This is a genomic window from Streptococcus sp. LMAG:39 (genome assembly GCF_008680485.1).
In the GTDB taxonomy this organism is placed as follows: domain Bacteria; phylum Bacillota; class Bacilli; order Lactobacillales; family Streptococcaceae; genus Streptococcus; species Streptococcus pasteurianus.
In genome coordinates, this window is sequence record NZ_NALE01000001.1 from 645,493 (window position 1) to 669,159 (window position 23,667).

Genomic DNA, 23,667 nt, shown 5'->3' on the forward strand with positions numbered 1-23,667 from the left:
TGTAACCCAAACAAGCCTTGATCTGACCGAAGACTGATTCCACATCAACTTTGCGTTGTGCAAAAATCTGACTGCTTTCCTAAGATAACAGCGCTTTCTTTTACTTTTAAGAGCTGATATTCCCATTCACATAGAGTCCTTTTTGGGAAGGTAAATTAGCTGTACGGCTTGATAAACCTTGATTTCTTGTTCAAATCCTGTCTCTGTCCTCTGATGTTTAACAGAATCAAAATGATCTTCCAAACCGTCAAGATGAGGTAAATAACATTGACTTCATCATAACCTCAATTATCGAAATACCTTTAGCATTGCTTCTGCTTTCTTTTCTAGTCTTTATTAAATAAGCCATATTTAATCAGGTGGCTGACTCCCATTTCTAAGGTTAGGAGGTTCTCTTTACTGCCATAACCTGCTTTGAGTTGACCACTATATACTCCTCTTTCATCCGCATAAAGGTAGCATCTGGATTGGTTTTAGAAAAGCTATTATGACCATCAAATGTTTCTTGATAGTTCTCATACTTTTCAGCCCGCACTAAAACTTTTTGAAGGACTTTCTTAAGCTGACGGCGTTTAAGTTTTCTTTTATCTTTCCATACCAGCTACTACTTGAAATTGTTGATAGTCCGCTAAGAGACGACAAGTTGACCTGTTCGATAGAGCATGCCAAGTTTTCAACCATCATTTTTTTGATTTTCCGTCCAGAAAAGACCCCTTGTGAGTAGACAAACAAGAAGCAATTTCTAATGGTAAGTTTGTTTGATTTGTGTTACAGTGAAGATACATGAGATAGCCTTGCTACAAATCAAAAAGCAACAGTATCAAAACTGTTGCTTTTTGATTTGAGTTACTCTTGTCTCAGACTTATTTTTATTTTACTTCCATATATCTGATTTATTTGAGTAAAGTGTTAACTATAATAAATAATCCCTTAGTCACTGTTACTACGCTAATTTTTCCAAAAATGCCATTAAAATTTTGGCAGATTGTTTACCAGCTTCGATGATAAATTCATCAAATGTAATATTGGCATCATGGGCTGCTGTGTCAGACATTGCACGAATAACGATAAATGGTTTGTTCAAACTGTGGGCAGCTTGTGCAATCGCAGCACCTTCCATTTCAACAGCTTGAACTTCTGGAAATGCTGCTTTAATAGCATCAATTTTATCTTGGCCAGCGATAAAAGAATCCCCAGTTGCAATCAAACCAATTTTACTAGCGACGTTAGCTTTGTTTAAGACTTGTTCAAAAGTGTCAATAAAGCCTTTGTCTGACTCAAAGTAAAGAGGTTGCATTGACATTTGACCATAATCATAGCCAAAAGCTGTTAAATCAACGTCATGATAAACTAATTTATCGGCAACGACAACATCACCAATATTTAAACCCGTAGCAACAGCACCAGCTGACCCTGTGTTAATAAGAGCATCAACACCAAAATGATCGGCAAGAACAGCTACAGACATCGCTGACATCACCTTTCCAACACCTGATTGGACAAGAACAACATCATGATTTCCAAGCCTACCTTCATAATAAGTATTCCCTAGAACTTGATGTTCAACTTTGTTTTCCAAATGTTCCACAAGAAGCTTTAATTCCTGCTCCATTGCTGCAATAATTCCAATTTTCATCACAAAAATACAAGAGTTTTCAACTAAGATGATTCTCCAAGTTAGTTTTCTAACTCTTGCTTACTCCTTCTTAACTTTTTTAATTAGAGATTAAACACCGCGAAAAAGAGTGCAATTAATAAAACAATAACCACAAACATGATTAGATTAAGTTTTCGTTGAAACTTGCTACGTTTAGCATTTTCAATGCGACGACTTTTATAAACGTATTGGTCTTTTTTCTTACGATCTTTCCATTTATCCAGAAATCCTTGGGTTTCTTCTTCCTCTTCTTCATATGGCACAATGGTGTCATAAAGGTCTGTACGAATAACTTTTGTCTCCTCGTCATCCTCTAGATACTGGTCATCATAAAAAATTTCACCACGGTTAGCACGTTCGATTATCTCGTCTGTTAAAAGTGGTTTTCCCATTTTGTCTATCCTCCAAAATGCAGAGCATAATATTGAAGGGCTATGATTGTTTTAGCATCTTCAATAGCTCCAGATTTCACCAAATCCATACATTCTTGATAGGTTAATTCAAGAATTTCTAAGACTTCGTCATCATCTTGCGGACGTGGATTTGGCACTTTTTGCAAATGAGTTGCTTGATATAGCTTAATTTTTTCATTGCAAAAACCAATAGCAGTATAAAACTCATGAATTTGTTTTAAATCGCCAGAGTATCCTGTTTCCTCTTCTAATTCACGCGCAGCGGCATCTTGTTCAGAGCCGTTTTCACCAATTTCGAGTTTGCCTGCTGGAATTTCGTAAGAAATTTTTTCGATTGACTTGCGATATTGCTTAACCAGAATAATTTTATTCTCATCAGTCACCGCTAAAACAGCAACAGCTCCTCGGTGAAGAATGAGTTCTCTTTTAGCTTGACCTAAACCATTTGGTAATTCAACATCGTCAACAACAACTTTAAAAATGTGCCCATCAAAAATTTCTGTTCGTTTGAGCGTTTTTTCTTCAAAAGCCATACTAAGCATTCTCCCTAAAAATATTCCCAAATAAATTTTACTACAAAACAGCAAGAAATGCCATTCTTACACGGTCAATTGCCATAATGTCCCTAAAAAATCATTAAAAAGAGGTCAAATCAAGTTGATACTGTCCCCTCTGAACAATAAGCAGAAATCGCCCATGTCATAATACAGCTTAATGATTTAAACCTCCTAAAATATGCTTACTTTTTATTGTTTGGGTGGTGTGGTTTGTTAAGCGCATAGCCTGCTTTATTAACTTGACGACCACGTCCAATCGCTAAAGCATCTTTTTCAACATCATCAGAAATCGTTGAACCTGCTGCTGTCAAAGCGTTATCTCCCAAAGTAACTGGCGCAATGATTGTTGAATTGCTTCCAACAAACACATTGTTGCCAATGGTTGTTTTAAATTTATGTTGACCATCATAGTTGGCAATGATTGTACCAGCACCAAAATTAACTTCGCTTCCAACGGTCGCATTACCAATGTATGTCAAATGTCCTGCTTTAGTATCTTCACCAACGATAGATGATTTTACTTCAACAAAGTTACCAATGTGAACATTTTTTTCAAGTGTTGAATCTGGGCGAACATGAGCAAATGGTCCAATGGTTACACCATCTTTAACAACAGATTGTTCAATCATTGAGCTTGTGATAACGACATTTTCACCAATTGTTGCATCAACAAGATAAGTACCATTTGTCAAGACAGAGCCTGAACCAACTTTAGTATTTCCTTTGAGGGTAACGTTGGCTTCAATCATCACATCAGGTGCAATCTCAACGTCAACATCAATGTAAGTTGCTGCTGGGTTTTGGAAAGTCACACCGTTGACCATGTGTTTTTTGTTGATACGACGGCGCATAATGTCTTCTGCTGTCGCAAGTGCCACACGGTCATTAACACCAAGACTTTCATCAAAATCATGAAGCACGTAAGCTCCGACTTTTTCACCATTATTGCGGAAAATTGAAATAACATCAGTCAAATAATATTCCCCTTGGGCGTTGTTAGTGTTGATATTTTTAAGCGCTTCAAAAAGGCGTTTATTGTCAAAGACATAAGTTCCTGTGTTGATTTCTTTGACTTGACGTTCAAATTCAGAAGCGTCTTTTTGTTCAACGATTTTAAGCACTTCGCCGTTTTCATTACGAATGATACGGCCGTAACCAAATGGATTTTCGGCTGTCGCTGTTAAAATTGTGGCAACGTTTTTGTGGCTAACATGAAAATCAATTAATTCTTTCAAGCTTTCTCCAGTGATAAGCGGTGTATCACCAGCGATAACAAGGGTCTGACCTTCAAGACCAGCCAATTCATTTTCTGCCATCATGACCGCATGACCAGTTCCGAGTTGTTCTGTTTGCATGACAAATTCTGATTTGTCAGCTAAAACCTCACGAACCATTTCGGCTTTATGCCCAATAACCGTCACATTTTTTTCTGGATTCAAAGCTGATACGGCACGAAAAACGTGTTCTAACATTGTAATGCCAGAAACTTTATGAAGGACTTTTGGCAAGTCAGATTTCATACGTGTTCCCTTACCAGCGGCTAAAATAATTGCATAATTTGACATAACTAATTCCTTAAAAAATAGAGTAGTTCTGTGGGATAAACAAGGTTTCATTCCTTTATTTTTCTCACACAAGCTACTCCATTATATCACATTTACTTATTTTGAGCTTAATTTTATGGCAATCAAGGTGCACATTCTAACCATTACAAGCTGTTAACGGCTGCATCCAAGACTTCCATAATGGCACGGCTATGCTCAAGCGCCAGTTTTGTAGCCGTCATGTCCTCTTGCTCGATAATGGCTTGGAAAGCAACAAATTCATCGTGCATACGGTGATTTAGGGTATTTTCATTAATCATTGTCATGCTTTGATTATTCAAGCTTAAAGCTAATTCTGGCAAGGTATTCGTAGCGCCGATAATAGCAATTGAGCCTTTATTGCCTTGAATCGTTGATTTAATCTCTGCTGCACAATCTTTGGCACCAATACAAGCAGCTTTAAAATGACCATAATCCATGATTAGGATACCTGAGGTATCCACACCACGTTCCATATTTGCCAAATACTGTACTTTTTCAGGTTTACCAAATAAGCCAATTACCAAATGAATGTTGTAAATATTAAGGTCACGCAGTGCTCCGCCACCTTTTGCTGGGTCAAAAGCAGGCGCAATCTCGCCACGTTTGAAGGCGTCGTAACGTGAAGAATACTGTGAATAATTACATTCAACGATTTTAATATCACCAAGCTTAGCCAGATTGTCTTTAATAGCTGCAAAATTGCCAAGGTACTGATTGGTAATAGCTTCTAACAAAATACGATTGTTCTGCTCTGCTATTTTTGCCAAGTCTTCAAATTCTGCTAAAGTCAATGTAAATGGCTTTTCACAAATGACGTGTTTCCCAGCAAGAAGTGCTTTTTTAGCATAATCATAGTGCAAGTGGTTTGGAAGTGCCACATAAACGGTGTCAACGTCTGGATTTGCCAAAATGCTATCATAGTCGCTACTTGCTTGAGAAATGCCGTAAATTTCAGCGAGTTTTTGTGCTTTTTCAAGACTTCGTGGTGTTGATAAAATAGCACTTAACTCAATGCCATTGATTTCCTTTAAAACGGGTAACACTTCGTCCACAATTTTTCCTGTTCCTAAAATGGCTAATTTCATGAATTTCCTCCTATCGTATTTGCTAAACTGTGGGATAAACCACTTCAAATTCTTCTAAAACGATTAAGCTTTCTGGTGTGAATGTCAACCCACATTCTTTAAAATAGGGTTTGAAAAATGCTTCATGAACATCTCGCCAGTAAGCAAGCGATTTATCACCCTCACCTTCTTTGAAAGCATGCTTCTCCGAGACTTCCTTAAAAGGTACAACAGAGACTTTTTTAATCTGAATAATGCAAACTGCTTGGTCTTTGCTGTCTAAAATCACATCATAAGACCCAACTTCAGGTAGCGGGTCATTATCAACAACATATAAGTCATAAGCTGATGCCGTCGCTGTTTTTGTGCCCTCAAGGACTAGCTTCGCTAACAAATCAGCTTCTAGCCCAAATTGCCAAGCGTCAATGTCATCTCCGATTGATGGGTTGATTTTCTTATACTTGTTCCAAAGTTCTTGTGCGTTCATGGTTATCTCCTGTTCTTTTCTGTCTTACTTCTTCTTACAATCCGTTTGACAGAATTTCCCACTATAGTTTTCTCCTCTTCATTTTGAAGTCTCTCTTTCATTATTCTACCTTTGAAGCAATGCCGAATTGTTTATCTACCCGTTGCTAAAATCTCGTTTCTAAATATGCTATTTACCACGCTCGCAAATAACCAATAACTACTTCAAACTCCAGCCGCCGTCGATTTTGATGATTTCGCCTTGCATGGAGCTTGCTTTGCCTGATGCTAAAAATTCTGTCAAATCAGCGATTTCTTCGGGATTACTCCAACGTCCGATTGGTGTTTCTTGGGCTACCCAGTCAGCTAATCCTCCAGGTTCAAAATCGCTAGCTGTCATGGCTGTCTTAACCGCACCTGGTGCGATACCAAAAATTTGAATCTTATCCTTAGCATAGTCAAGTGCCAGCTGGCGCGTGAAGCCTGCAAGAGCGTGTTTACTAGCGGTGTAAGCTGCTCCGCCACCACCTGCGATAAATGACGCAATTGAGCACATGTTGATGATGATACCAGATTTTCGTTCCACCATTTTGGCTAAATAGTGGCGTGTAATTTTTACTGTCGCAAAGAAATTGGTCTGAAAAACACGTTCCAATTCGTCGTCTGATACTTCAAGCAAAGGCTTGTAAGCGTCGAGAATTCCAGCAGTGTTACACAAGATATCCACGTCCTGAACAGAATCGTACAGCGCAGCTAAATCCGTCGTCAAGTCCAACTGCAAGAAATGAAAGTTATCATCTTGAATCTGAGGCGCTTGCGATTTGTCAACGCCATATACCGCGCAGCCATTTTTCAAAAAAAGTCGTGCTTGTGCGAGTCCAATGCCAGAACTAACGCCTGTGATGAGAACTTTAGTCATGGACTTCAACCCAATCAGTCGCTAGGACGTCACATGGAGTCGGCGACCACATGGAAAAGCCTTCACCGTCACCTGAAACGTTGATGAGAAAATACGGTGTCACTGGTAATGCCACGCCATTTTGCTCAAGCGTATCAAATAGCTGAACGTAATTTTCAGCGCCACCCCAGCCTGTGCGGACATATTTTTTCTTAGCCTTTAAACCAGGCAAAATTTCTTCAAAAGTCATTTCTCTCTCCTTGATTTTACTAAGTCTAGTATATCAAAAAACGAGCTCGTAAGCTCGTTATAATTATCGTCTTAGAACTTTCTTGATTACAGCTATGACTTTATGCAACATTGGACGTGGATAATAACGGAATGTTCCCATTTTGCGGACAATATAGCCATTAAAGTTTTGTTTGAAACGAAGAACACCATCACTACCGTCGAAAATCCCTTGAATACCAAGGAAAGTATAAAAATGAATGCCACGATTTAATGATTCTGTCATCACATGTTCTTGAAGGGCGACAGGCGCATAGAATTTGTTAAATTCCGTATAAGAGCCACTAAAGAGGTAAACAGCTTCTTGTGGTGTGTAAATAAAGAGACTACCTGCCAAAACCACATCTTCTGAACCATGTTTCTCAATAAGCTCTTTGGCTTCCTTGATACGAACATCAAAGGTTGCAATTTGTTTATCCAACTGCGCTTTTTGTTTATTGACCTTAGCTGAGTTAACACCGTCAGCAATTCTTTGATTTAAAACAGCTAGTTCAGAAGCAATCGTTTCATGGCTAGACTGAAGATTTTTAAGATAGTCTTGGAAATTAATCGTTGCAATCATAAATTCGCATTTATCACCAAAACTATCGTAAAAAGCTTCATAATAATCTAACGGTTTATCAACGTATTCGCGACGTTCTGAAGTTGATGCTGTAATTTCTTTAAAAATGTGGAGTTCATCACGCTCTAGACGACGCACTTTAATACCAAAAGAATTTGTTTTGTTAGCTAGCGGACGTCCTTTTTTGCTAAATGACTTGCGCAGCGTTTCAGGTGTCAATCCTGTCAAATCTTTGACATAATGCCAATCTGGTTCGCCACCAGGATAACCAGTTTGCAGACCATCAAAGTGATAGCCAAGTTCTGTCAGACACGTAATCAGTTCAGGCTTTTCGTCGTCATTTGGCTCACCGTGACTATCAAATGTTTGATAAGTATCGTAAGGCTTGACAATCAGTTCAAGCGCCCCATTTTCCTTGGCATAAGCTTGTAATTCTCTGTAAAATTCAGCCAGATAAGCCGTATCTGTCGAAGCAGGACCCGAATTAATTTCCATGTGAAGTCCGCCTGTCATCAGCATGCTGTACAAAACACCCGCCACTTGGATAGCTCCATCTGCTTCCAAACCTAGAAAAGTAATGTCAAACCCACGTTTTTCAAGCAAATCCGCCATTTCAACAGATTGCATAAACGAACGTTCTTTAAATGTGGCACTCACTTGTTCATAATCTTCTCGTGATAAGATTTTTAAAGTCATGTTTGTTTTTCTCGATTCTAATTCACCATAATAAAATTCGCCATTAAAAATTATCAAAGGAAACTTAAATGAAAATTAATTGTCATTTTTGAAATTTATTTTCATTTTTTGCGAATTTCTTTTCATAAAAAGACAAGTTAAATACCCAGTTACCATTATAGGTACTGAGTATTTTCATTATCTTTTGTGACAACTATTAACCAATTTGGCTACCGTTTGGTACGCTTGGGTCAACGGTTAAAACAGTCAAGTTGCCATCATGTTCAGCCGATAGAATCATTCCCTGACTAAGCAAGCCCATCATTTTACGTGGTTTCAGATTAGCAACGATTTGCAATTTTTTACCAACGAGTTCTTGTTCATTTGGATAGAATTTTGCAATTCCTGAAAGGATTTGACGGTCCTCCCCGTCGCCAGCATCAAGACGGAATTTGAGTAATTTTTCAGAACCTTCAACTTTTGATACTTCTTTGACTTCTGCGACACGGATTTCTACTTTGTCAAAGTCATCAAATTTGATAGCTTTCTTTTCATTTTTTAGCTCAACATCTGCTGGATTCCATTCTTTTTCTTCTGTCGCAACTGCTGCTCCACCCATGTTAGCTTTGATATAGTCGATTTCAGCTTCCATGTCAAGGCGTGGGAAGATTGGTGTTCCTTTGGCAACAACTTTAACACCTTCTGGGAAGCCTGCAAGGGTAAGATTTTCAAGGTCAAAGTCACTTCCTAGACCAAGTTGTTCCATAATAGCGTTTGATGTTGTCATCATAAATGGTTGAATAAGGTGAGCCACCACACGAAGACTAGCTGCCAAGTGAGCCATTACTGCTGCCAGTTCATCACGTTTAGCGTCATCTTTTGCAAGAACCCAAGGAGCTGTTTCGTCAATGTATTTATTTGTACGTGAAATAATGCTCCAAACCGCATCAAGTGCGCGTGGGTAGTCAACAACATTCATTTGTTTATGGTATTCAGCGAGTTTTTCTTCGACAACACCTGCCAAATCAGCATCAAATGCTGTGACATTTTCAACGTAGGCTGGAACATCGCCACCGAAATATTTATTAATCATGGCAACTGTGCGGTTAAGAAGGTTTCCAAGGTCATTTGCCAACTCATAATTGATACGTCCAACGTAATCTTCTGGCGTAAATGTTCCATCAGAACCAACTGGAAGTGAGCGCATGAGGTAATAACGAAGTGGGTCAAGTCCATAGCGTTCGACAAGCATTTCTGGGTAAACCACATTACCTTTAGATTTAGACATTTTACCGTCTTTCATGACAAACCAACCGTGGGCAATCAAGCGGTCAGGCAATTTCATATCTAACATCATGAGCATAATTGGCCAGTAAATTGAGTGGAAACGTAGGATATCTTTACCAACCATATGGAAAACTGTTCCCTCGTTCCAGAATTTATCAAAGTTTGCGTGTTCTTCTTGACCATAACCAAGTGCCGTAGCGTAGTTAAGAAGCGCATCAATCCACACGTAAACAACGTGTTTTGGATTTGAAGGCACTTTAACGCCCCATGTAAATGATGTACGGCTGACAGCCAAATCTTCAAGACCTGGTTCAATGAAGTTCTTGATGATTTCGTTCATACGACCATCAGGTTGGATGAAATCAGGGTATGCATGGAAAAATTCTACCAAGCGGTCAGCATATTTTCCAAGACGTAAGAAATATGATTCTTCTGAAACCCATTCTACTTCGTGTCCAGAAGGTGCAATCCCGCCAATGACTTTTCCATTTTCGTCACGGAAAACTTCTTCTAATTGGCTTTCTGTGAAAAATTCTTCATCTGATACTGAGTACCAACCAGAATACTCACCCAAATAAATATCATCTTGTGCCAACAATTTTTCAAAAACATCAGCAACGACTTTTTCATGGTAATCATCAGTTGTACGAATGAATTTATCATAAGAAATATCAAGCATTTCCCAAAGTTTTTTAACGTCAGCAGCCATACCGTCAACATAAGCTTGTGGTGTAATTCCTGCTTCTTCAGCTTTTTGTTGAATTTTTTGACCGTGTTCATCAAGACCAGTCAAATAAAAAACCTCGTGGTTCATCATGCGTTTGTAACGTGCTAAAACGTCACAAGCAATTGTTGTATAAGCTGAACCAATGTGAAGCTTACCAGATGGATAATAAATAGGTGTTGTAATATAAAATGGTTGTTTACTAGTCATTTTCTTTCCTTTCAAATAGGAGCTAATGAAACTCCTTTATTGATAACACTTTATTATAACATAAATTTATAGCTGATTATAGGTAAAATCGCATAACAATGCGAAAAAATCCTGGCAATCACGCCAAGATTTTAGTGACTTTATTAAAGCGATAAGATAGAAAAATAGCTCGAATGGCTAAATCAATTAGAATCGATAACCAAACACCTGCAATACCTAAACCAAGATATTGTCCTAAGAGAAATACACCAACCACGCGTATTCCCCACATGCCAATAACGGTGCTGTAAAGAGGCGTTTTGGTATCCCCCATTCCTTGAAGAGCTCCCGCTAAAATCAAACTAATCGCCAAAACAGGTTGGATAAAACCATCAATTTTTAAAGCAATGCCCACTTGGGCAATCGCAGAGCTATCAGAGGTAAAGAAAGTGGCAAAATAAGCTCCACCAAAAAACAAAAATAGCCCGAAAAATCCTAAGATAACAACGCCATAAAGGGTTGACCAAAAACCAACTTGACGAATTTTATGATAATCTTTTTCACCCTTTGCCATACCAACCAAAACAGCTGCTGCCGTTGCTAAACCATAAGCTGGCATGTAAACAAATGATTCAATTGACCCTGCAATATTATGGCTGGCGTATGTTTTACTACTAATCGCAACAATCAAGCTCATATAAACCACTTGTCCCAAACGCATGACCAAACGCTCTGCTGTCGCCGGAATGGTCAAGGAAATCAATTCCTTATCACGACTTCCAAACTTTAAATCCTCTCTTTTCAAGGCTAGTGCCGAAGATTGTAATTTTTTAAACAACAAAACCGTTCCAAAGATTCTGGCAATTACTGTTCCAATCGCTGTCCCCAATATTCCAAGTCCAGCAAACGACCCAATCCCAAAAATCAAAACATAATCAACACAGACATTCGTCACATTTGTGATAGCTGAAATCGTCATCGGCGACTTGGTATCACCAGTTGCACGAATAATACTTGCTAAAACAGTCATCAAACTATTAAAACACGTCAATCCGCCAACAAGGTAAAAATAAGTTTTGGCTGCTGCCAATTCTGTTGCATCAAGCCCCATCCAAAGTAAAAGATAATGTCCAAACAGTACCGCTACCAGTCCCAAAACCAAACTAACAATGAGTCCTAAATAAATCGACTGAACAGCAACGCTCTTTGCAGCTTTGCTATTTTTCGCACCAATATTTCGCGATACCAGTGCTGAACTTCCAACCCCAATGGCAATGTAAACCGCTAAGTAAACATTAAGAATTGTATTAGAAACACCTACTGCTGTCACCGCTGTCAAGCCAAGTTTTGCAATCATCAAGGTATCAATAAAGCCCACCAAGGTCTGTAAAATATTTTCAATCGTTGCTGGTATCGCAAGATTTAAAATGGATTTATGTAATGTATTTGTCATAAGATTACTTCTTTCTTTAAATTATCTCTATTATCTTAAACTTTTAACTTTAAAACCATACGCAAAAATATTATAATGTTCAATAATAGACAAAAAAGAAAAAATGTCCATTTTAGGAGAAATCTCATGACACGTCAGGAAGTCAAGACACAGGAAGCCATTTTTACCGCATTTTTTGATTTATTAGCTCAAAAATCATTTCACGATATTCGCATTGGCGAATTATGTCAGAAAGCTAATATTGGTCGTTCAACCTTTTATAGTCATTTTACGAGCAAAGATGATTTGCTAATCGCTGTCTGTCAACAGCTTTTTCAACACGTTTTTGTGACTTCTTCGCTTGCTGAACATCAAACCAACCAATCCTTACACAAAGGCAGCCTTGAAGAGCAGGTAACTCACCTTTACCAACACTTCAAAGAAAATGCTGATAAAGTGACAACCCTTTACCAGCTGGAAGACGATTATTTTAGTCGCAGTCTACAAGCAGAACTTCAAAAATATTTGGTTCCCATTCTTAAGCCCATTTACTTTAAAGAAAACGCGTTACCTGACCAACTGTTGGACCAATATATTATTGATACTTTTTTAACAACGCTTAGCTGGTGGCTACACGCCCAACCAGACCTCGAAGCTATTGAAATCACACATTATTACCTGAAATTACTTGCTTGAGTGACGACTAAGCACAAACGAATAAAGCACTGGCACAATAACCATTACACCAATAACACCACCCAAAACATAAGGCAAAGCAAGTTGGAAAAAACTATCAAATAAAAGAAGCAAGCCACCCAGCACCCAAATCTTACTAGCAAAACGGTGCGTTTTATACCAATTGCGGTCATCAGAAAGTGTCCATGGCAAACGAATGCCAATCGTATAATTTCGTTGTGTTTTAGGAAGGTAATTTCCAATAAAAATAAAGATGCTGCCCAGAAAAGCAGTTACAAGTGCCGGACTACTTTTGATAACTCCAAGTGCATTCGCATAAATCGATAACTGGACAATTAAACTAAACAAAGGAATGAGCCACGCATATATCTTTACCATACGAGCTGGCGTGGTAGCTTTAACAGAATCCTTTTCTAACGATACTAGCACAATCGATTGAAAAAGTAAGAAAAGTATCGGAAAAGCAAAGATGGCAAAAATTTTACTATTATAACCGTCGGCAGTTCCACTAATATCAAAATGTGTCGCCATTTGACTTGGCAATTGATTCCACAATAAAATTCCGATAAGAACTGGTAAAAGAATGACAAGACTTGTCTTAACCAAACTCTTTTTATTAATCTTCATTTCCTGACTCCCCCTTTAAATCCGCTAACCATGTCATAATATCTTCTAAAACTGACGTACTTAATTCGTAATAGATAAAATTTTTCTCACGTTTCTCAACAACCAAACCAGCCTTTTTCAAAATATTAAGGTGGTGAGAAATTGTCGCACCTGCAACGTCAAAATGTCCAGCAATATCACCTGCTGGCAAGCGTTCTGATTTTAATAACTCCAGAATCTCTCGCCGAATTGGGTGTGATAACGCTTTAAAAGTCTCTGCAAATCCCATAGCTGCCTCCCTTCGTTATTTAGAAAATCTATTTAGATATTTTTCTAAATAGATTATAACACTTTCTTCATATTTTATGGTAAGAAAAAACCACCTTTCAAATCATCAAAGTCGCGTACTATTTCTTTTTTTGTTAAAATAGGGGGTAACGATTAGATTTTTTTAGAAAGAAGAGAATCTTGTTTTCCTACAAGGTTCTGGTAGCTTAGTTATGAAACTTATTTCGTGGAATATTGATTCACTCAACGCTGCTTTGACTAGCGATTCCGCACGCGCTGTTATGTCTCGCGCTGTTATTGATACCTTGGTTACTGAAAATGCTGACATCATTGCCATTCAAGAAACAAAATTGTCAGCCAAAGGTCCGACCAAAAAGCATTTGCAAATTTTGCAAGATTATTTTCCTGAATACGAGGTCTCTTGGCGTTCATCTGTTGAACCTGCCAGAAAAGGCTATGCTGGTACCATGTTTCTCTACAAAAGTAGCTTGACACCAAGCATTTCATATCCTGAAATCGGTGCTCCTGACACCATGGATAGTGAAGGGCGCATTATCACCCTTGAATTTGACAAATTTTTCGTCACACAAGTTTACACCCCAAACGCTGGTGACGGTTTAAAACGTTTGGCTGAACGTCAAATCTGGGACGAAAAATATGCAGATTACTTAACAGAATTAGACCAAGTAAAACCAGTCTTGGCAACAGGTGACTACAACGTCGCTCACAAAGAAATTGACTTGGCACACCCAAGCTCAAACCGTCGTTCTCCTGGCTTTACCGACGAAGAACGTGCAGGATTCACCAACTTACTAGCAAAAGGTTTTACCGACACTTTCCGCTACATCCATGGCGATATTCCTGATGTTTATAGTTGGTGGGCGCAACGTAGCAAAACAAGCAAAATCAACAATAGTGGCTGGCGTATTGACTACTGGCTCACATCAAGTCGTATCGCAGACAAAATCACAAAATCAGAAATGATTGACTCAGGCGCACGCCAAGACCACACACCAATTGTCTTGGAAATTGATTTATAACCCACATAAAATCTCCTAAGTTTTTTAGCTTAGGAGATTATTTTTATTAAAAAAATTAAGCCTTCTTACTTTTCACTTGTAGGGCAGCTGAGAGCAAGTAGCAATAATATCAAAGCAAATAAAGACATGGCAAAGAAGCTGACATTCATGCCGTGGATATTAGCATTAACACCATAAGTTGCAGCTGAATTAGTCGCTACTGCTGTCATAATACCAACGAATTATCTCAAAGCAAATAAAAACATTTCTTTTGCTTCTTCCCTTTTTCACTCTTTTTCCTTCAAACCATGATGCTAAGACAATTCAGTGGTCCAGCCGATGCCTACTTTAGCTGGCTCATTACCATTATCCTAGGCTCCTGAGTTTTTTCAAGCCTCCTCATTTTAGGAATCACCATGATTATCTCAGGTAGGAAAAATAATCAATTATTGATGTGCAGTTCAATGCTACGGATGCTCTCGAACAATTGTTAAACAGGCAACTGGACATAGCACTGGCTATCACTTCATCATTGCCAAACATCACAGAATTGGAAGCAACTTTTTTATACCAAAGCCCGATTTACTTAGTTGTTGAAAATTCTCATCCCCTATCAACTTTGAAAACAGCTAAATCTACTGACCTCAACAATCAAACTTTAATGGTCAGCCAAATCAGCCCCAAAGAACTCAAAGAAGCTCAGGAAAAAGTAATCTCTAAATCCCAAGTAAAAACCTTTGATAGCCCAAATCACTCATCTACCATTACCAATATTTTATCTGGTCGTGGGGTTTGCCTCGTCCCAGGATTTTTAAAGGACAATACACCAAATCTCATGTGGATTCCCTTTGAAGAAACATCAGGAATCGCTTGCTCTATCGTCAAACGAAAAGATAATCACCGAGAAGTTGTCCAAGATTTTCAAAAATTACTAAACAAACTCCTGCAAGATAATTAACATTCGTTGGAAATCAAATTCAGACCTCACTAGCTTAATTTGAAAAAATAATCTATCAACATCGGCTCACCAGTCTAATTTTCATTGAGTAAAAATTCCCACAAAAAACCACTTTCTATACCGAAAGTGGTTGATTTTATTTTTCTAGCAATTCTGCATAGGATTTGCGGTGGCCAAGTTGTAAGACTTGATTATCTTTAACCAGTACTGGACGTTTGATGAGCATACCATCTGAAGCCAAGAGGCTTGCTGCCTCATCAATTGACAAACTATCGATTTTATCTTTTAAACCAAGGGCACGGTAGACTTGTCCGCTAGTGTTGAAAAAATTCTTGATAGTATATGTTGAATTTTCAATCCATTCTTCCAATTGTTCTGCCTTTGGGGTATCGACTGTAATATCGACAGCTACAAAATCAACACCTAATTCTTGCAATTCCGCCTTAGCACGGCGACACGTACTACATTTTGGATATTCATAAAAAGTAAACATTTCTTTCTCCTTCTAAAAATTAGCTTTCTCATGTTCCAATAGCCAACACTTTCGCTCTACTCCGCCAGCATAGCCTGTTAATTGCCCTTGATTTCCTAAAACACGGTGACAAGGAACAATGATAGACAAGGGATTTTTACCTACAGCTCCACCAACGGCTTGCGCCGAACCACAGTTAATTTTTTCGGCAATTTCTCCATAGGTCATTGTCTCCCCATAAGGAATTTGTACTAAGACTTTCCAAACTTTCCTCTGAAAAGCCGTACCATAAGGCACCAAGGTCAATCGACTCGGGTCGGGATTTTTACCAGTAAAATAATCATCCAACCAAACTTTTGCCTCATCTAAAAAAATGGTCGTTTCTTCAATAATTTTTTCGCGTTCATAACCATATTCAAAATACTTTTGTCCTAGAAAATAGCAACCTAAGAGCCCTTTTTCATTAGCTAATACGACTATTTCTCCTAACTCAGACTGATAAACCAACTTTCTTAACATTTTATCACTCCCACTTAATCCATATGCCTAATAGAAAAAGCAAGCTCTGCTGCCTTATCTATAACTGATGGTTCTGCCATTCTGTATTAATCTTAGGTGTCCCATCCGCATTAAGTAAAGGTGTTATCCCCGAAGGATTACCTAGACCAGCCGTCACTCCAAGATATTCTACTCCAATTTCACGGTCAACTAACAGAACCAAATTTTGTTTTTTTATTACCAAATCGAACACTGAAAAATCGTTCTCTTAACTGTTTTTGGTATTCTTTTAACTGCTTTTTATCCATAAACTATCTCCCTCCCCTAATTTTGAAATCGTTTTAACCATTATAGCAAAAAAAGAAAAAAAGAGCTGAGAAATACTCCCAACTCTTCCAATCTTTATTGTTATTTTTTCGTGATTAAACGTACACGAACGATATTATCGCTAGATTCAAAATTAGCAACTAAGTGATCAATTTTCGCCTTATCAGTTTCATCAAGGTCAAGTAGCGTATAAGCATAGTCACCTTTTGAGCGATTGATGATATTATCAATATTAATGCCTAAGTCAGAGACCGCTGTTGAAATTTTAGCGACGATATTTGGCACATTTTTATTAATCAATGTGATACGATATGGTGCAGTCAATGCTTGATGCACATTTGGAAAGTTAACAGAGTTAGTAATCTCACCTGTTTCCATGAACTGACGAATTGTCTTACCAGCCATAATCGCACAATTAAGTTCAGCTTCAGCCGTTGAACCACCTACGTGAGGGAAAACTGTGATTTTATCTTTGTTAAGCAACTCTTCTGTCCCAAAATCAGTAATGTAACGTTTCACAACACCAGCTGCAATAGCTTCAAAAAGTGCTGCATTGTCAACCAATTCACCACGCGCAAAATTGATAACAACCGTTCCTTTTTGCATCAAACCAAATGCTTCACTATCAAATGTATGGCGTGTTTCATCTGTCAAAGGCACATGAACAGTGATATAATCAGAATTCGCAAAGATTTCTTTAACATCAGCCACACGTTTGACGTGATGAGAAATATTCCAAGCTGTTTCAATAGAAACATATGGGTCATACCCTAGAACATTCATACCAAGACGTTGTGCATAGTTAGCAATACGACCACCGATAGCACCAAGTCCGATAACGCCTAGCGTTTTACCAGAAATTTCATTACCAGCAAATTGTTTCTTACCAGCTTCGACTTGTTTTGGAACATCATCACCAGAAAGGGTGTTTACCCACGCATTAGCAGCGATGTAGTCACGCGCTGACATCAAGATAGAAGCAAGAACCGCTTCTTTTACAGCATTAGCATTTGCACCAGGCGTATTAAAGACTACAATCCCTGCTGCCGTTGCTTCATCAATCGGAATATTATTTGTTCCTGCACCTGCACGCGCAATCGCTTTTAAATTTTCTGGAAATACTGTTCCATGCAAATTTTGACTACGAAGAATATAGGCATCTGGATTTTCCGCTAACTCACCATCAATTTGAAAATGATTTCCTAATTCTTTAAGCCCTACTTGATTAATATTATTAAACGTTTTAACACTATATACCATTTATTTCACACAAAGGCTACAAAAAGCCTTCCTTTTCCGTTATTGTTAATAACTATGATGATCAGCCTCATCAACTTCTTGATAGAGAGCATTCTCATCCTTAGTTTTAATTTTTTGATAAGCTAGACGTTCACCATCAATTGGCACTTTTCCACAATAGACATAACCAAGTTTCTCAAAAATGTGTTGCATGGCACCATTCTTTTCATGGGTGTCACAACGGAAATCATGTCCATCAGTTCCTTCAATCAATCCTTGAAGAAATGTTTGAGCAACCTTTCGACCAGTCACACTAGACAAAACAGCAACACGGTGAAATGTGATGTAACGGTGATTATTGTGTTTCCACTGACCATCGTAAATCTTGTCATAAGCAGGATCACCATCAGTGATAACAGCTGCATAGGCTACAATTTGCCCATCTAATAAGGCTACATACCCTTGACCAGTCAAAACGTCATCATAAATCGTATCCTCATCAGGATATTTCCCTTGCCATTGATTACTACCGCTTGCTGCCAATTGTTTTCGTGCGTCCTCAATAACGAGCATGATTTGGTCGACTTCATTTGGAAAAGCTTGTCTAATTTCCATATTATTACCTCTTCTAATGATTATGAATCTATTTTATAACAAATTCGATGCGAAAGTGGTAATAAAACAATTATTTATTTTCAGCTTCAAATTTTTTCATGAATTCAATCAAATCAAGTACCCCTTGACGTGGGAATGCATTGTAAAGACTAGCACGCATACCACCCACAGAACGGTGACCTTTGATATTTTTAAATCCAAGCGGTGTTGCTTCAGCAACAAATTTAGCATCAAGTTCTTTACTTGGTGTTACAAATGGAATATTAGCTACTGAACGTTCTGCTGGATTTTTAACAGGGTTTGTATAGAAGTCAGATTGGTCAATGAAATCGTACAACAAACCTGATTTTTCGCGGTTAGCAGCTTCCATTTTATCAACACCACCGAAAGCTTTCACCCATTCAAAAACAAGTTTTGCAATATAGATGTTATATGCAGGCGGTGTATTGTAAAGTGAACCCGCTTCTGCTTGGATACGGTAATCAAGCATAGCAGAAAGCGTTGGTTCATCATTCAAGAAATCTTCACGGACGATTACAACTGTAACCCCTGCAGGACCGATGTTCTTTTGGGCACCTGCATAAATCAAAGCAAAATCTTCAACGTTGTAACGTACAGCCAGAATATTTGAAGACATATCCGCTACAATTGGCACACCATTTGTATCAGGAAGATCATAAATAGACGTTCCTTCAATTGTATTGTTTGTTGTGATGTGAACATAAGCAGCTTCTGGATCAATATCTTTTGAATCAAAAGTAGGAATATGGTCATATACTGTATCTTCAGATGATGCTAGTAGCAATGGTTCAAAAGGAACAGTTTTGGACAATTTAACAGCTTCTGCATAAGCTTTTTTACCCCACGAACCACCAACTAGATAATATGCCTTACGTCCCTTAGCAAGGTTTAAAGGAAGCATTGTAAATTGCGTAGATGCACCACCTTGAAGGAACATCACTTTATAATTATCTGGAATAGCCATTAATTCACGCAATAATTGTTCTGCTTCTTTAATAATATTATCAAACTCTTTGGAACGGTGGGACATTTCTAAAACACTCATGCCGCTACCTTGGTAGTCAAGCATTTCACGCTGTGCTTGTTCAAGCACTGGTTTCGGTAACACTGCAGGACCTGCAGAGAAATTGTAAATTGTCATAAAAATACCTCCGTATAATAGTATAAATTATAACACAATTTTCTGAATTTTGTAAAGATTTTTGAGATTTTTTACTTAAAATATTTATAAATAATCATGATATAATAGTAAGTAGTAAATAATTAAGGAGTCCAAATGATTATCAAAGAATTTTGTGCTGAAAATACAACACTTCTCAATCAACTCAATCAGTCTGTTAAACGCGTTGAACTTTGTGATAATTTAGCCGTTGGAGGTACAACGCCATCTTATGGTGTTATCAAAGAAGCGGCACGCTACCTGCATGAAAAAGACATCGCACTAGCAACAATGATTCGTCCTCGCGGTGGTAACTTTGTCTATAATGATAGCGAACTTCGCATCATGGAAGACGATATTCTTCGCGCCGTTGAACTTGAAAGTGACAGTTTAGTTTTGGGATTATTAACAGAAGATAATCACATTGACCAAGATGGTATCGAACAACTTCTTCCCGCCACACAAGGACTACCACTTGTTTTTCACATGGCTTTTGACCAAATTCCGCTTGAAGAGCAAAAAGAAGCACTCGACCAATTGGTTAAATTAGGCTTTACACGTATTTTGACACACGGATCTACTCAAAATAATGATATTTTTGAAAATGTCGCTCACCTTAAAGATCTTGTTGATTACGCTGACGGTCGTATTGAAATCATGATTGGTGGCGGTGTCACAGCTGATAATTACCAAGAACTTATTGAAAAAACTGGTGCTCAAGCAGCACACGGAACAAAAATTAATTAAAAGGCAGAGACAAAAGTGTTCGGCTTCTTTGTTTATCCTGTTGTTAATTGCAAAACGCAGTAGTTGAGGGGTTTTTAATGCGCTGATAAATCAGCTTTTACAACCCTTTTTTGACATCAAGCTACGCTTGACTTCTTTTCCCACCTCGAAAGATTCCACAAATCTTTCGAGCCATACGGGGGTGAGATAACGAAATCGAATTTTTTCAAAATTACCGATTTCTGTCTCACTCCCTTTTTTATATCAAAAAAACCGAATCCTTTAAGAATTCAGGTTTTCTACCACTATTTTTGCTTGACTAAACTTCGGAGATTTTAAAACTTAAACGGCATCACCACCTCGTTCTCCTGTCCGAATACGGACAACTTCTTCAATCGGAAGAATAAAAATTTTACCATCTCCAACTTCACCTGTACGAACAGCTTTGCAGATGATATCCACAATTTCATCAACCGCCGCATCGTGTGTCACAATTTCAACTTTTACTTTCGCAAGCAAAGTTGGCACAATCTTTTGACCACGAACATATTCTGCAAAACCGCGTTGGTTTCCATAACCAAGCACTTGACTGACTGTCATTCCCTTGGTAAATCCTGCTTTAGATAAGGCATCTTTGAGATCTTCCAAACGGTCTGAACGGATAATCGCCTCTATTTTTTTCATAATACACTCTCTTTCTAAACGTTTCTATTTAGCTCAGATTTCTAACTATCCTTTAATTATGAATCAAGCCCCATAAATGTTGGGTAAGCTGTTTCTTCATGCTCACTATCATCAAGACCAATAGCTTCCGCACGATCCTCAACACGAATACTTGTGAAGATTGAAATCACTTTAATAATAACAAAAGTTGCTACCGCTGACCAAACAATTGTAAAAATGATAGCTGCTACTATTACTAGGAATAAATGCGCATTACCATAGATTAAACCGATATTGTTTCCGTCAAGAGCGAGTTCTGGTGTAGTGAAAAGTCCTGTTACCAAACCACCAAAGATCCCTCCGATACCATGACAACCAAAGGCATCTAAAGCATCATCATAACCGAATTTACTCTTAAGAACTGAAATCGCAAAATAACAAACTGGGCTAACGCAAAGACCGATGAGAAGAGAGCTCCACGTTGAAACAAAACCTGCTCCTGGCGTGATAGCGACAAGCCCTGCTACCAATCCTGTTGAAGCACCGACAAGTGAGAATTTTCCAGTTAACACTTTTTCAACAAGCAACCAAGACAACATTGCTGCCGCTGCTGAAATGTGTGTTGTGACAAAGGCATGGACTGCAAGCCCGTCTGCTGCAAGGGCAGAACCAGCATTGAATCCAAACCAACCAAACCAGAGAAGACCTGCACCAAGGAAAACAAATGGTACGTTATGCGGACGGTATTCTAAACGGTTATAATCTCGACGTTTTCCAAGTACCAATGCCAAAACCAAACCTGAAACCCCAGAGGTAATATGAACGACATCACCACCAGCAAAGTCAATTGTTCCCCATTGAGCCAAAAGCCCTTCATCCCAGACCATATGAGCAAATGGGAAATAAACCAAGAGAAGCCAGAAAATGATGAAAATAATCAAAGGTGTAAAACGCATACGTCCTGCTGCCGCTCCTGTTAAAATGGCAACCGTAATGATTGGAAACATCATTTGGAACGCTGCGAATAACGCATCAGGAATTTCTAAACCACGTGTGCTAGCCGTTTCGCTAACACCATTGAAAAAGAGATGCGAGAAATTACCAATTAGGCTTCCATCACCACCAAATGAAAGGGAATACCCACAAATCATCCACATTACTGAAGCAACAGCAATCGGAATCACACACATCATCATTGTATTAATGACATTTTTGCGTCTCCCTAAACCACCATAGAAGAATGCTAAACCTGGTGTCATCAAAAAGACTAGGCTAGCACAGATAATCATAAAAGCTATACTTCCTGCATCCATATCAAAAACTCCTTTTATATTCTAAGACTTTAAACCTTAAAGTCGACTTTCTAAAATACTACAACAAGTGTTGCGATATTTTATGTTAGATAATATAACATTATTTTGGGGCAGAGTAAAGTGTTTTTTGTTGAATTTTCTAAATTTTCTGTATTTATAACATAAAACGTCAGTCTTCTTCTACATTTAAAAACAATATTCTTCCTTTGATAATACTCATTTTATTGATTCTATAACTTGACATAGAAATGTTAGCAAAGTCGCTAATTTTGATACAACTATCCTTGTTATGTTTTCTTACATAAAATTATAAAATATAAATAAAAGGAGTTTACAAGACAAAAAACTACCGATGATAATTCCATAATCATCGGTAGTTGTCTCAGCTGATTAGTAATGTTTAAAGTTGATGATAAGCATTGTAAACTTCTTGACGGTTTAAGCCGTAAGTTTTAGCAATTTTTTTAATGGCTTGATTTGGCTTGTCCCCAGCTTCGATTAACTGAGCAACGAGTTCAGCTGGATTAATATTTTCTGATATTTCTTCTAATGTCGCTATCTCATCTTGACCAGATACAACGATTAAACACTCTCCTTTTAAAGGATTTTGGGCAATGTATTCCAAAATTTCTGAGATGCATCCGCGCTGGTATTCTTCAAAAAGCTTTGTCAACTCACGAACCAAAACAATTTTTCTATCACCATATACTGCTAACATATTGTCCAATGTATCTGCGACACGATAAGGTGATTCATAAAAAATTTGTGTTTCAGGATACTGCTTCTTAGCTTCAAAAAATTCCTTCTGCTGCTTAGCTTTTCTTGGCAAGAAACCGTAAAAAATATGTGGTTGCGGTGCTAAGCCACTCGCAATAAGCGCCGTAATCCCAGCAGAAGCCCCTGGGATAGCAACGACAGTAATCTCTTCAGCTATAGCTGCTTTTACTAAATCATGACCTGGGTCAGAAATAGAAGGCATCCCAGCATCAGACACTTGTGCCAAAATTTTTCCTTCTTTCATCAGAGCAATCAATTCAGGAATTTTTTCATAGGCATTGTGTTCATGAAAGCTAATTTGCTTGGCTGAAATGTCAAAATGTTTCAGCAAAAGCCCTGTATTGCGAGTGTCTTCTGCACAGACAAAATCAGCATTTTTTAGTATTTCCACGGCACGATAAGTCATGTCTTGCATATTGCCAATCGGTGTTGGAACAAGATACAGCTGGCCATAGGTTGTCTGATTTTTAAAACTTTTTTGTACTTTCATAGG

General features: G+C 38.1%; 27 protein-coding genes. 4 read left to right on the forward strand and 23 right to left on the reverse strand.

Features of this window, described 5'->3' with window-relative positions; all coding sequences use genetic code 11:
• Nucleotides 1–943: 943 nt before the first annotated feature.
• The 11 genes from CCC20_RS03040 to CCC20_RS03090 form a co-directional block, all read right to left on the reverse strand.
• Complete coding sequence (locus tag CCC20_RS03040; RefSeq protein WP_013852157.1) at nucleotides 944–1,636, reverse strand: 5'-methylthioadenosine/adenosylhomocysteine nucleosidase; 693 nt, start codon at nucleotides 1,634–1,636, stop codon at nucleotides 944–946.
• Nucleotides 1,637–1,719: 83 nt separating this feature from the next.
• On the reverse strand, nucleotides 1,720–2,049 hold the full coding sequence (macP, locus tag CCC20_RS03045; protein WP_003065954.1) for a cell wall synthase accessory phosphoprotein MacP: 330 nt from the start codon (nucleotides 2,047–2,049) through the stop codon (nucleotides 1,720–1,722).
• Between the two features lie 5 nt (nucleotides 2,050–2,054).
• On the reverse strand, nucleotides 2,055–2,603 hold the full coding sequence (locus tag CCC20_RS03050; protein WP_013852158.1) for an NUDIX hydrolase: 549 nt from the start codon (nucleotides 2,601–2,603) through the stop codon (nucleotides 2,055–2,057).
• Nucleotides 2,604–2,809: 206 nt separating this feature from the next.
• On the reverse strand, nucleotides 2,810–4,192 hold the full coding sequence (gene glmU / locus CCC20_RS03055; RefSeq protein ID WP_003065956.1) for a bifunctional UDP-N-acetylglucosamine diphosphorylase/glucosamine-1-phosphate N-acetyltransferase GlmU: 1,383 nt from the start codon (nucleotides 4,190–4,192) through the stop codon (nucleotides 2,810–2,812).
• Nucleotides 4,193–4,335: 143 nt separating this feature from the next.
• Nucleotides 4,336–5,298 carry a Gfo/Idh/MocA family protein gene (locus CCC20_RS03060; protein WP_013852159.1) on the reverse strand — a complete coding sequence of 321 codons (963 nt, stop codon included), beginning with the start codon at nucleotides 5,296–5,298 and terminating at the stop codon, nucleotides 4,336–4,338.
• A 22-nt stretch (nucleotides 5,299–5,320) separates the two neighbouring features.
• Entirely contained in the window at nucleotides 5,321–5,764 is a 444-nt protein-coding gene (locus CCC20_RS03065; RefSeq protein WP_013852160.1) for an ASCH domain-containing protein, read from the reverse strand.
• Between the two features lie 198 nt (nucleotides 5,765–5,962).
• On the reverse strand, nucleotides 5,963–6,661 hold the full coding sequence (locus tag CCC20_RS03070; RefSeq protein WP_013852161.1) for a 3-oxoacyl-ACP reductase: 699 nt from the start codon (nucleotides 6,659–6,661) through the stop codon (nucleotides 5,963–5,965).
• On the reverse strand, nucleotides 6,654–6,890 hold the full coding sequence (locus CCC20_RS03075; RefSeq protein ID WP_003065964.1) for a DUF2829 domain-containing protein: 237 nt from the start codon (nucleotides 6,888–6,890) through the stop codon (nucleotides 6,654–6,656). The genes CCC20_RS03070 and CCC20_RS03075 overlap by 8 nt, the downstream gene beginning before the upstream one ends.
• Before the next feature lie 63 nt (nucleotides 6,891–6,953).
• Nucleotides 6,954–8,186 (reverse strand): aminoacyltransferase, encoded by a 1,233-nt coding sequence (locus CCC20_RS03080; RefSeq protein WP_270619615.1) that lies wholly within the window; start codon nucleotides 8,184–8,186, stop codon nucleotides 6,954–6,956.
• A 196-nt stretch (nucleotides 8,187–8,382) separates the two neighbouring features.
• Nucleotides 8,383–10,386 carry a methionine--tRNA ligase gene (gene metG / locus CCC20_RS03085; RefSeq protein WP_287179036.1) on the reverse strand — a complete coding sequence of 668 codons (2,004 nt, stop codon included), beginning with the start codon at nucleotides 10,384–10,386 and terminating at the stop codon, nucleotides 8,383–8,385.
• Nucleotides 10,387–10,504: 118 nt separating this feature from the next.
• Nucleotides 10,505–11,818 carry an MATE family efflux transporter gene (locus tag CCC20_RS03090; RefSeq protein ID WP_003065970.1) on the reverse strand — a complete coding sequence of 438 codons (1,314 nt, stop codon included), beginning with the start codon at nucleotides 11,816–11,818 and terminating at the stop codon, nucleotides 10,505–10,507.
• A 126-nt stretch (nucleotides 11,819–11,944) separates the two neighbouring features.
• On the opposite strand from CCC20_RS03090, the gene CCC20_RS03095 reads away from it, so the two are divergent.
• Nucleotides 11,945–12,493: a TetR/AcrR family transcriptional regulator gene (locus CCC20_RS03095; RefSeq protein ID WP_013852164.1), complete on the forward strand. Its 549-nt coding sequence runs from the start codon at nucleotides 11,945–11,947 to the stop codon at nucleotides 12,491–12,493.
• Here CCC20_RS03095 and CCC20_RS03100 read toward each other — a convergent pair.
• Together CCC20_RS03100 and CCC20_RS03105 are read right to left on the reverse strand one after the other, a co-directional pair.
• A complete protein-coding gene (locus CCC20_RS03100; RefSeq protein WP_003065973.1) occupies nucleotides 12,482–13,120 on the reverse strand; it encodes an SdpI family protein in 639 nt (212 codons plus the stop codon). The two genes, CCC20_RS03095 and CCC20_RS03100, sit on opposite strands and share 12 nt — an antisense overlap.
• The gene (locus CCC20_RS03105; protein WP_003065975.1) at nucleotides 13,110–13,388 is read right to left on the reverse strand and encodes an autorepressor SdpR family transcription factor; all 279 of its coding nucleotides are present in this window, start codon (nucleotides 13,386–13,388) and stop codon (nucleotides 13,110–13,112) included. Before CCC20_RS03105 ends, CCC20_RS03100 begins: the two co-directional genes overlap by 11 nt.
• 211 nt (nucleotides 13,389–13,599) lie before the next feature.
• Between CCC20_RS03105 and CCC20_RS03110 the strand changes: the two genes are divergently transcribed.
• Nucleotides 13,600–14,427: an exodeoxyribonuclease III gene (locus CCC20_RS03110; protein ID WP_003065976.1), complete on the forward strand. Its 828-nt coding sequence runs from the start codon at nucleotides 13,600–13,602 to the stop codon at nucleotides 14,425–14,427.
• 65 nt (nucleotides 14,428–14,492) lie between these two features.
• Here CCC20_RS03110 and CCC20_RS03115 read toward each other — a convergent pair whose 3' ends face one another.
• Entirely contained in the window at nucleotides 14,493–14,636 is a 144-nt protein-coding gene (locus CCC20_RS03115) for a hypothetical protein (RefSeq protein ID WP_003065978.1), read from the reverse strand.
• Between the two features lie 224 nt (nucleotides 14,637–14,860).
• On the opposite strand from CCC20_RS03115, the gene CCC20_RS03120 reads away from it, so the two are divergent.
• Nucleotides 14,861–15,364: a LysR family transcriptional regulator substrate-binding protein gene (locus tag CCC20_RS03120; RefSeq protein ID WP_003065980.1), complete on the forward strand. Its 504-nt coding sequence runs from the start codon at nucleotides 14,861–14,863 to the stop codon at nucleotides 15,362–15,364.
• A gap of 136 nt (nucleotides 15,365–15,500) precedes the next feature.
• Here CCC20_RS03120 and CCC20_RS03125 read toward each other — a convergent pair whose 3' ends face one another.
• From CCC20_RS03125 to serC, 6 genes are all read right to left on the reverse strand, one after another.
• On the reverse strand, nucleotides 15,501–15,857 hold the full coding sequence (locus CCC20_RS03125; protein ID WP_003065982.1) for an arsenate reductase family protein: 357 nt from the start codon (nucleotides 15,855–15,857) through the stop codon (nucleotides 15,501–15,503).
• A 12-nt stretch (nucleotides 15,858–15,869) separates the two neighbouring features.
• Entirely contained in the window at nucleotides 15,870–16,355 is a 486-nt protein-coding gene (locus CCC20_RS03130) for a methylated-DNA--[protein]-cysteine S-methyltransferase (protein WP_003065984.1), read from the reverse strand.
• A gap of 58 nt (nucleotides 16,356–16,413) precedes the next feature.
• Nucleotides 16,414–16,587: a DUF6440 family protein gene (locus CCC20_RS11400; protein ID WP_003065987.1), complete on the reverse strand. Its 174-nt coding sequence runs from the start codon at nucleotides 16,585–16,587 to the stop codon at nucleotides 16,414–16,416.
• A 155-nt stretch (nucleotides 16,588–16,742) separates the two neighbouring features.
• Nucleotides 16,743–17,921: a 3-phosphoglycerate dehydrogenase family protein gene (locus CCC20_RS03140; RefSeq protein ID WP_003065989.1), complete on the reverse strand. Its 1,179-nt coding sequence runs from the start codon at nucleotides 17,919–17,921 to the stop codon at nucleotides 16,743–16,745.
• A gap of 45 nt (nucleotides 17,922–17,966) precedes the next feature.
• Nucleotides 17,967–18,515 carry a GNAT family N-acetyltransferase gene (locus tag CCC20_RS03145; protein WP_003065991.1) on the reverse strand — a complete coding sequence of 183 codons (549 nt, stop codon included), beginning with the start codon at nucleotides 18,513–18,515 and terminating at the stop codon, nucleotides 17,967–17,969.
• Between the two features lie 70 nt (nucleotides 18,516–18,585).
• Nucleotides 18,586–19,677, reverse strand: a complete 1,092-nt coding sequence (serC, locus tag CCC20_RS03150) for a 3-phosphoserine/phosphohydroxythreonine transaminase (protein ID WP_003065993.1) — start codon at nucleotides 19,675–19,677, stop codon at nucleotides 18,586–18,588.
• Between the two features lie 135 nt (nucleotides 19,678–19,812).
• Between serC and CCC20_RS03155 the strand changes: the two genes are divergently transcribed.
• Nucleotides 19,813–20,442, forward strand: a complete 630-nt coding sequence (locus tag CCC20_RS03155; protein WP_003065995.1) for a copper homeostasis protein CutC — start codon at nucleotides 19,813–19,815, stop codon at nucleotides 20,440–20,442.
• Nucleotides 20,443–20,763: 321 nt separating this feature from the next.
• On the opposite strand, the gene CCC20_RS03160 is transcribed toward CCC20_RS03155, so the two are convergent.
• The 3 genes from CCC20_RS03160 to rsmI form a co-directional block, all read right to left on the reverse strand.
• Nucleotides 20,764–21,105, reverse strand: coding sequence for a P-II family nitrogen regulator (locus CCC20_RS03160; protein ID WP_003066000.1), 342 nt, complete (start codon nucleotides 21,103–21,105; stop codon nucleotides 20,764–20,766).
• A gap of 56 nt (nucleotides 21,106–21,161) precedes the next feature.
• The gene (locus CCC20_RS03165; RefSeq protein WP_003066002.1) at nucleotides 21,162–22,397 is read right to left on the reverse strand and encodes an ammonium transporter; all 1,236 of its coding nucleotides are present in this window, start codon (nucleotides 22,395–22,397) and stop codon (nucleotides 21,162–21,164) included.
• A 400-nt stretch (nucleotides 22,398–22,797) separates the two neighbouring features.
• Nucleotides 22,798–23,664: a 16S rRNA (cytidine(1402)-2'-O)-methyltransferase gene (gene rsmI, locus CCC20_RS03170; protein WP_003066004.1), complete on the reverse strand. Its 867-nt coding sequence runs from the start codon at nucleotides 23,662–23,664 to the stop codon at nucleotides 22,798–22,800.
• Between the last annotated feature and the right edge of the window lie 3 nt (nucleotides 23,665–23,667).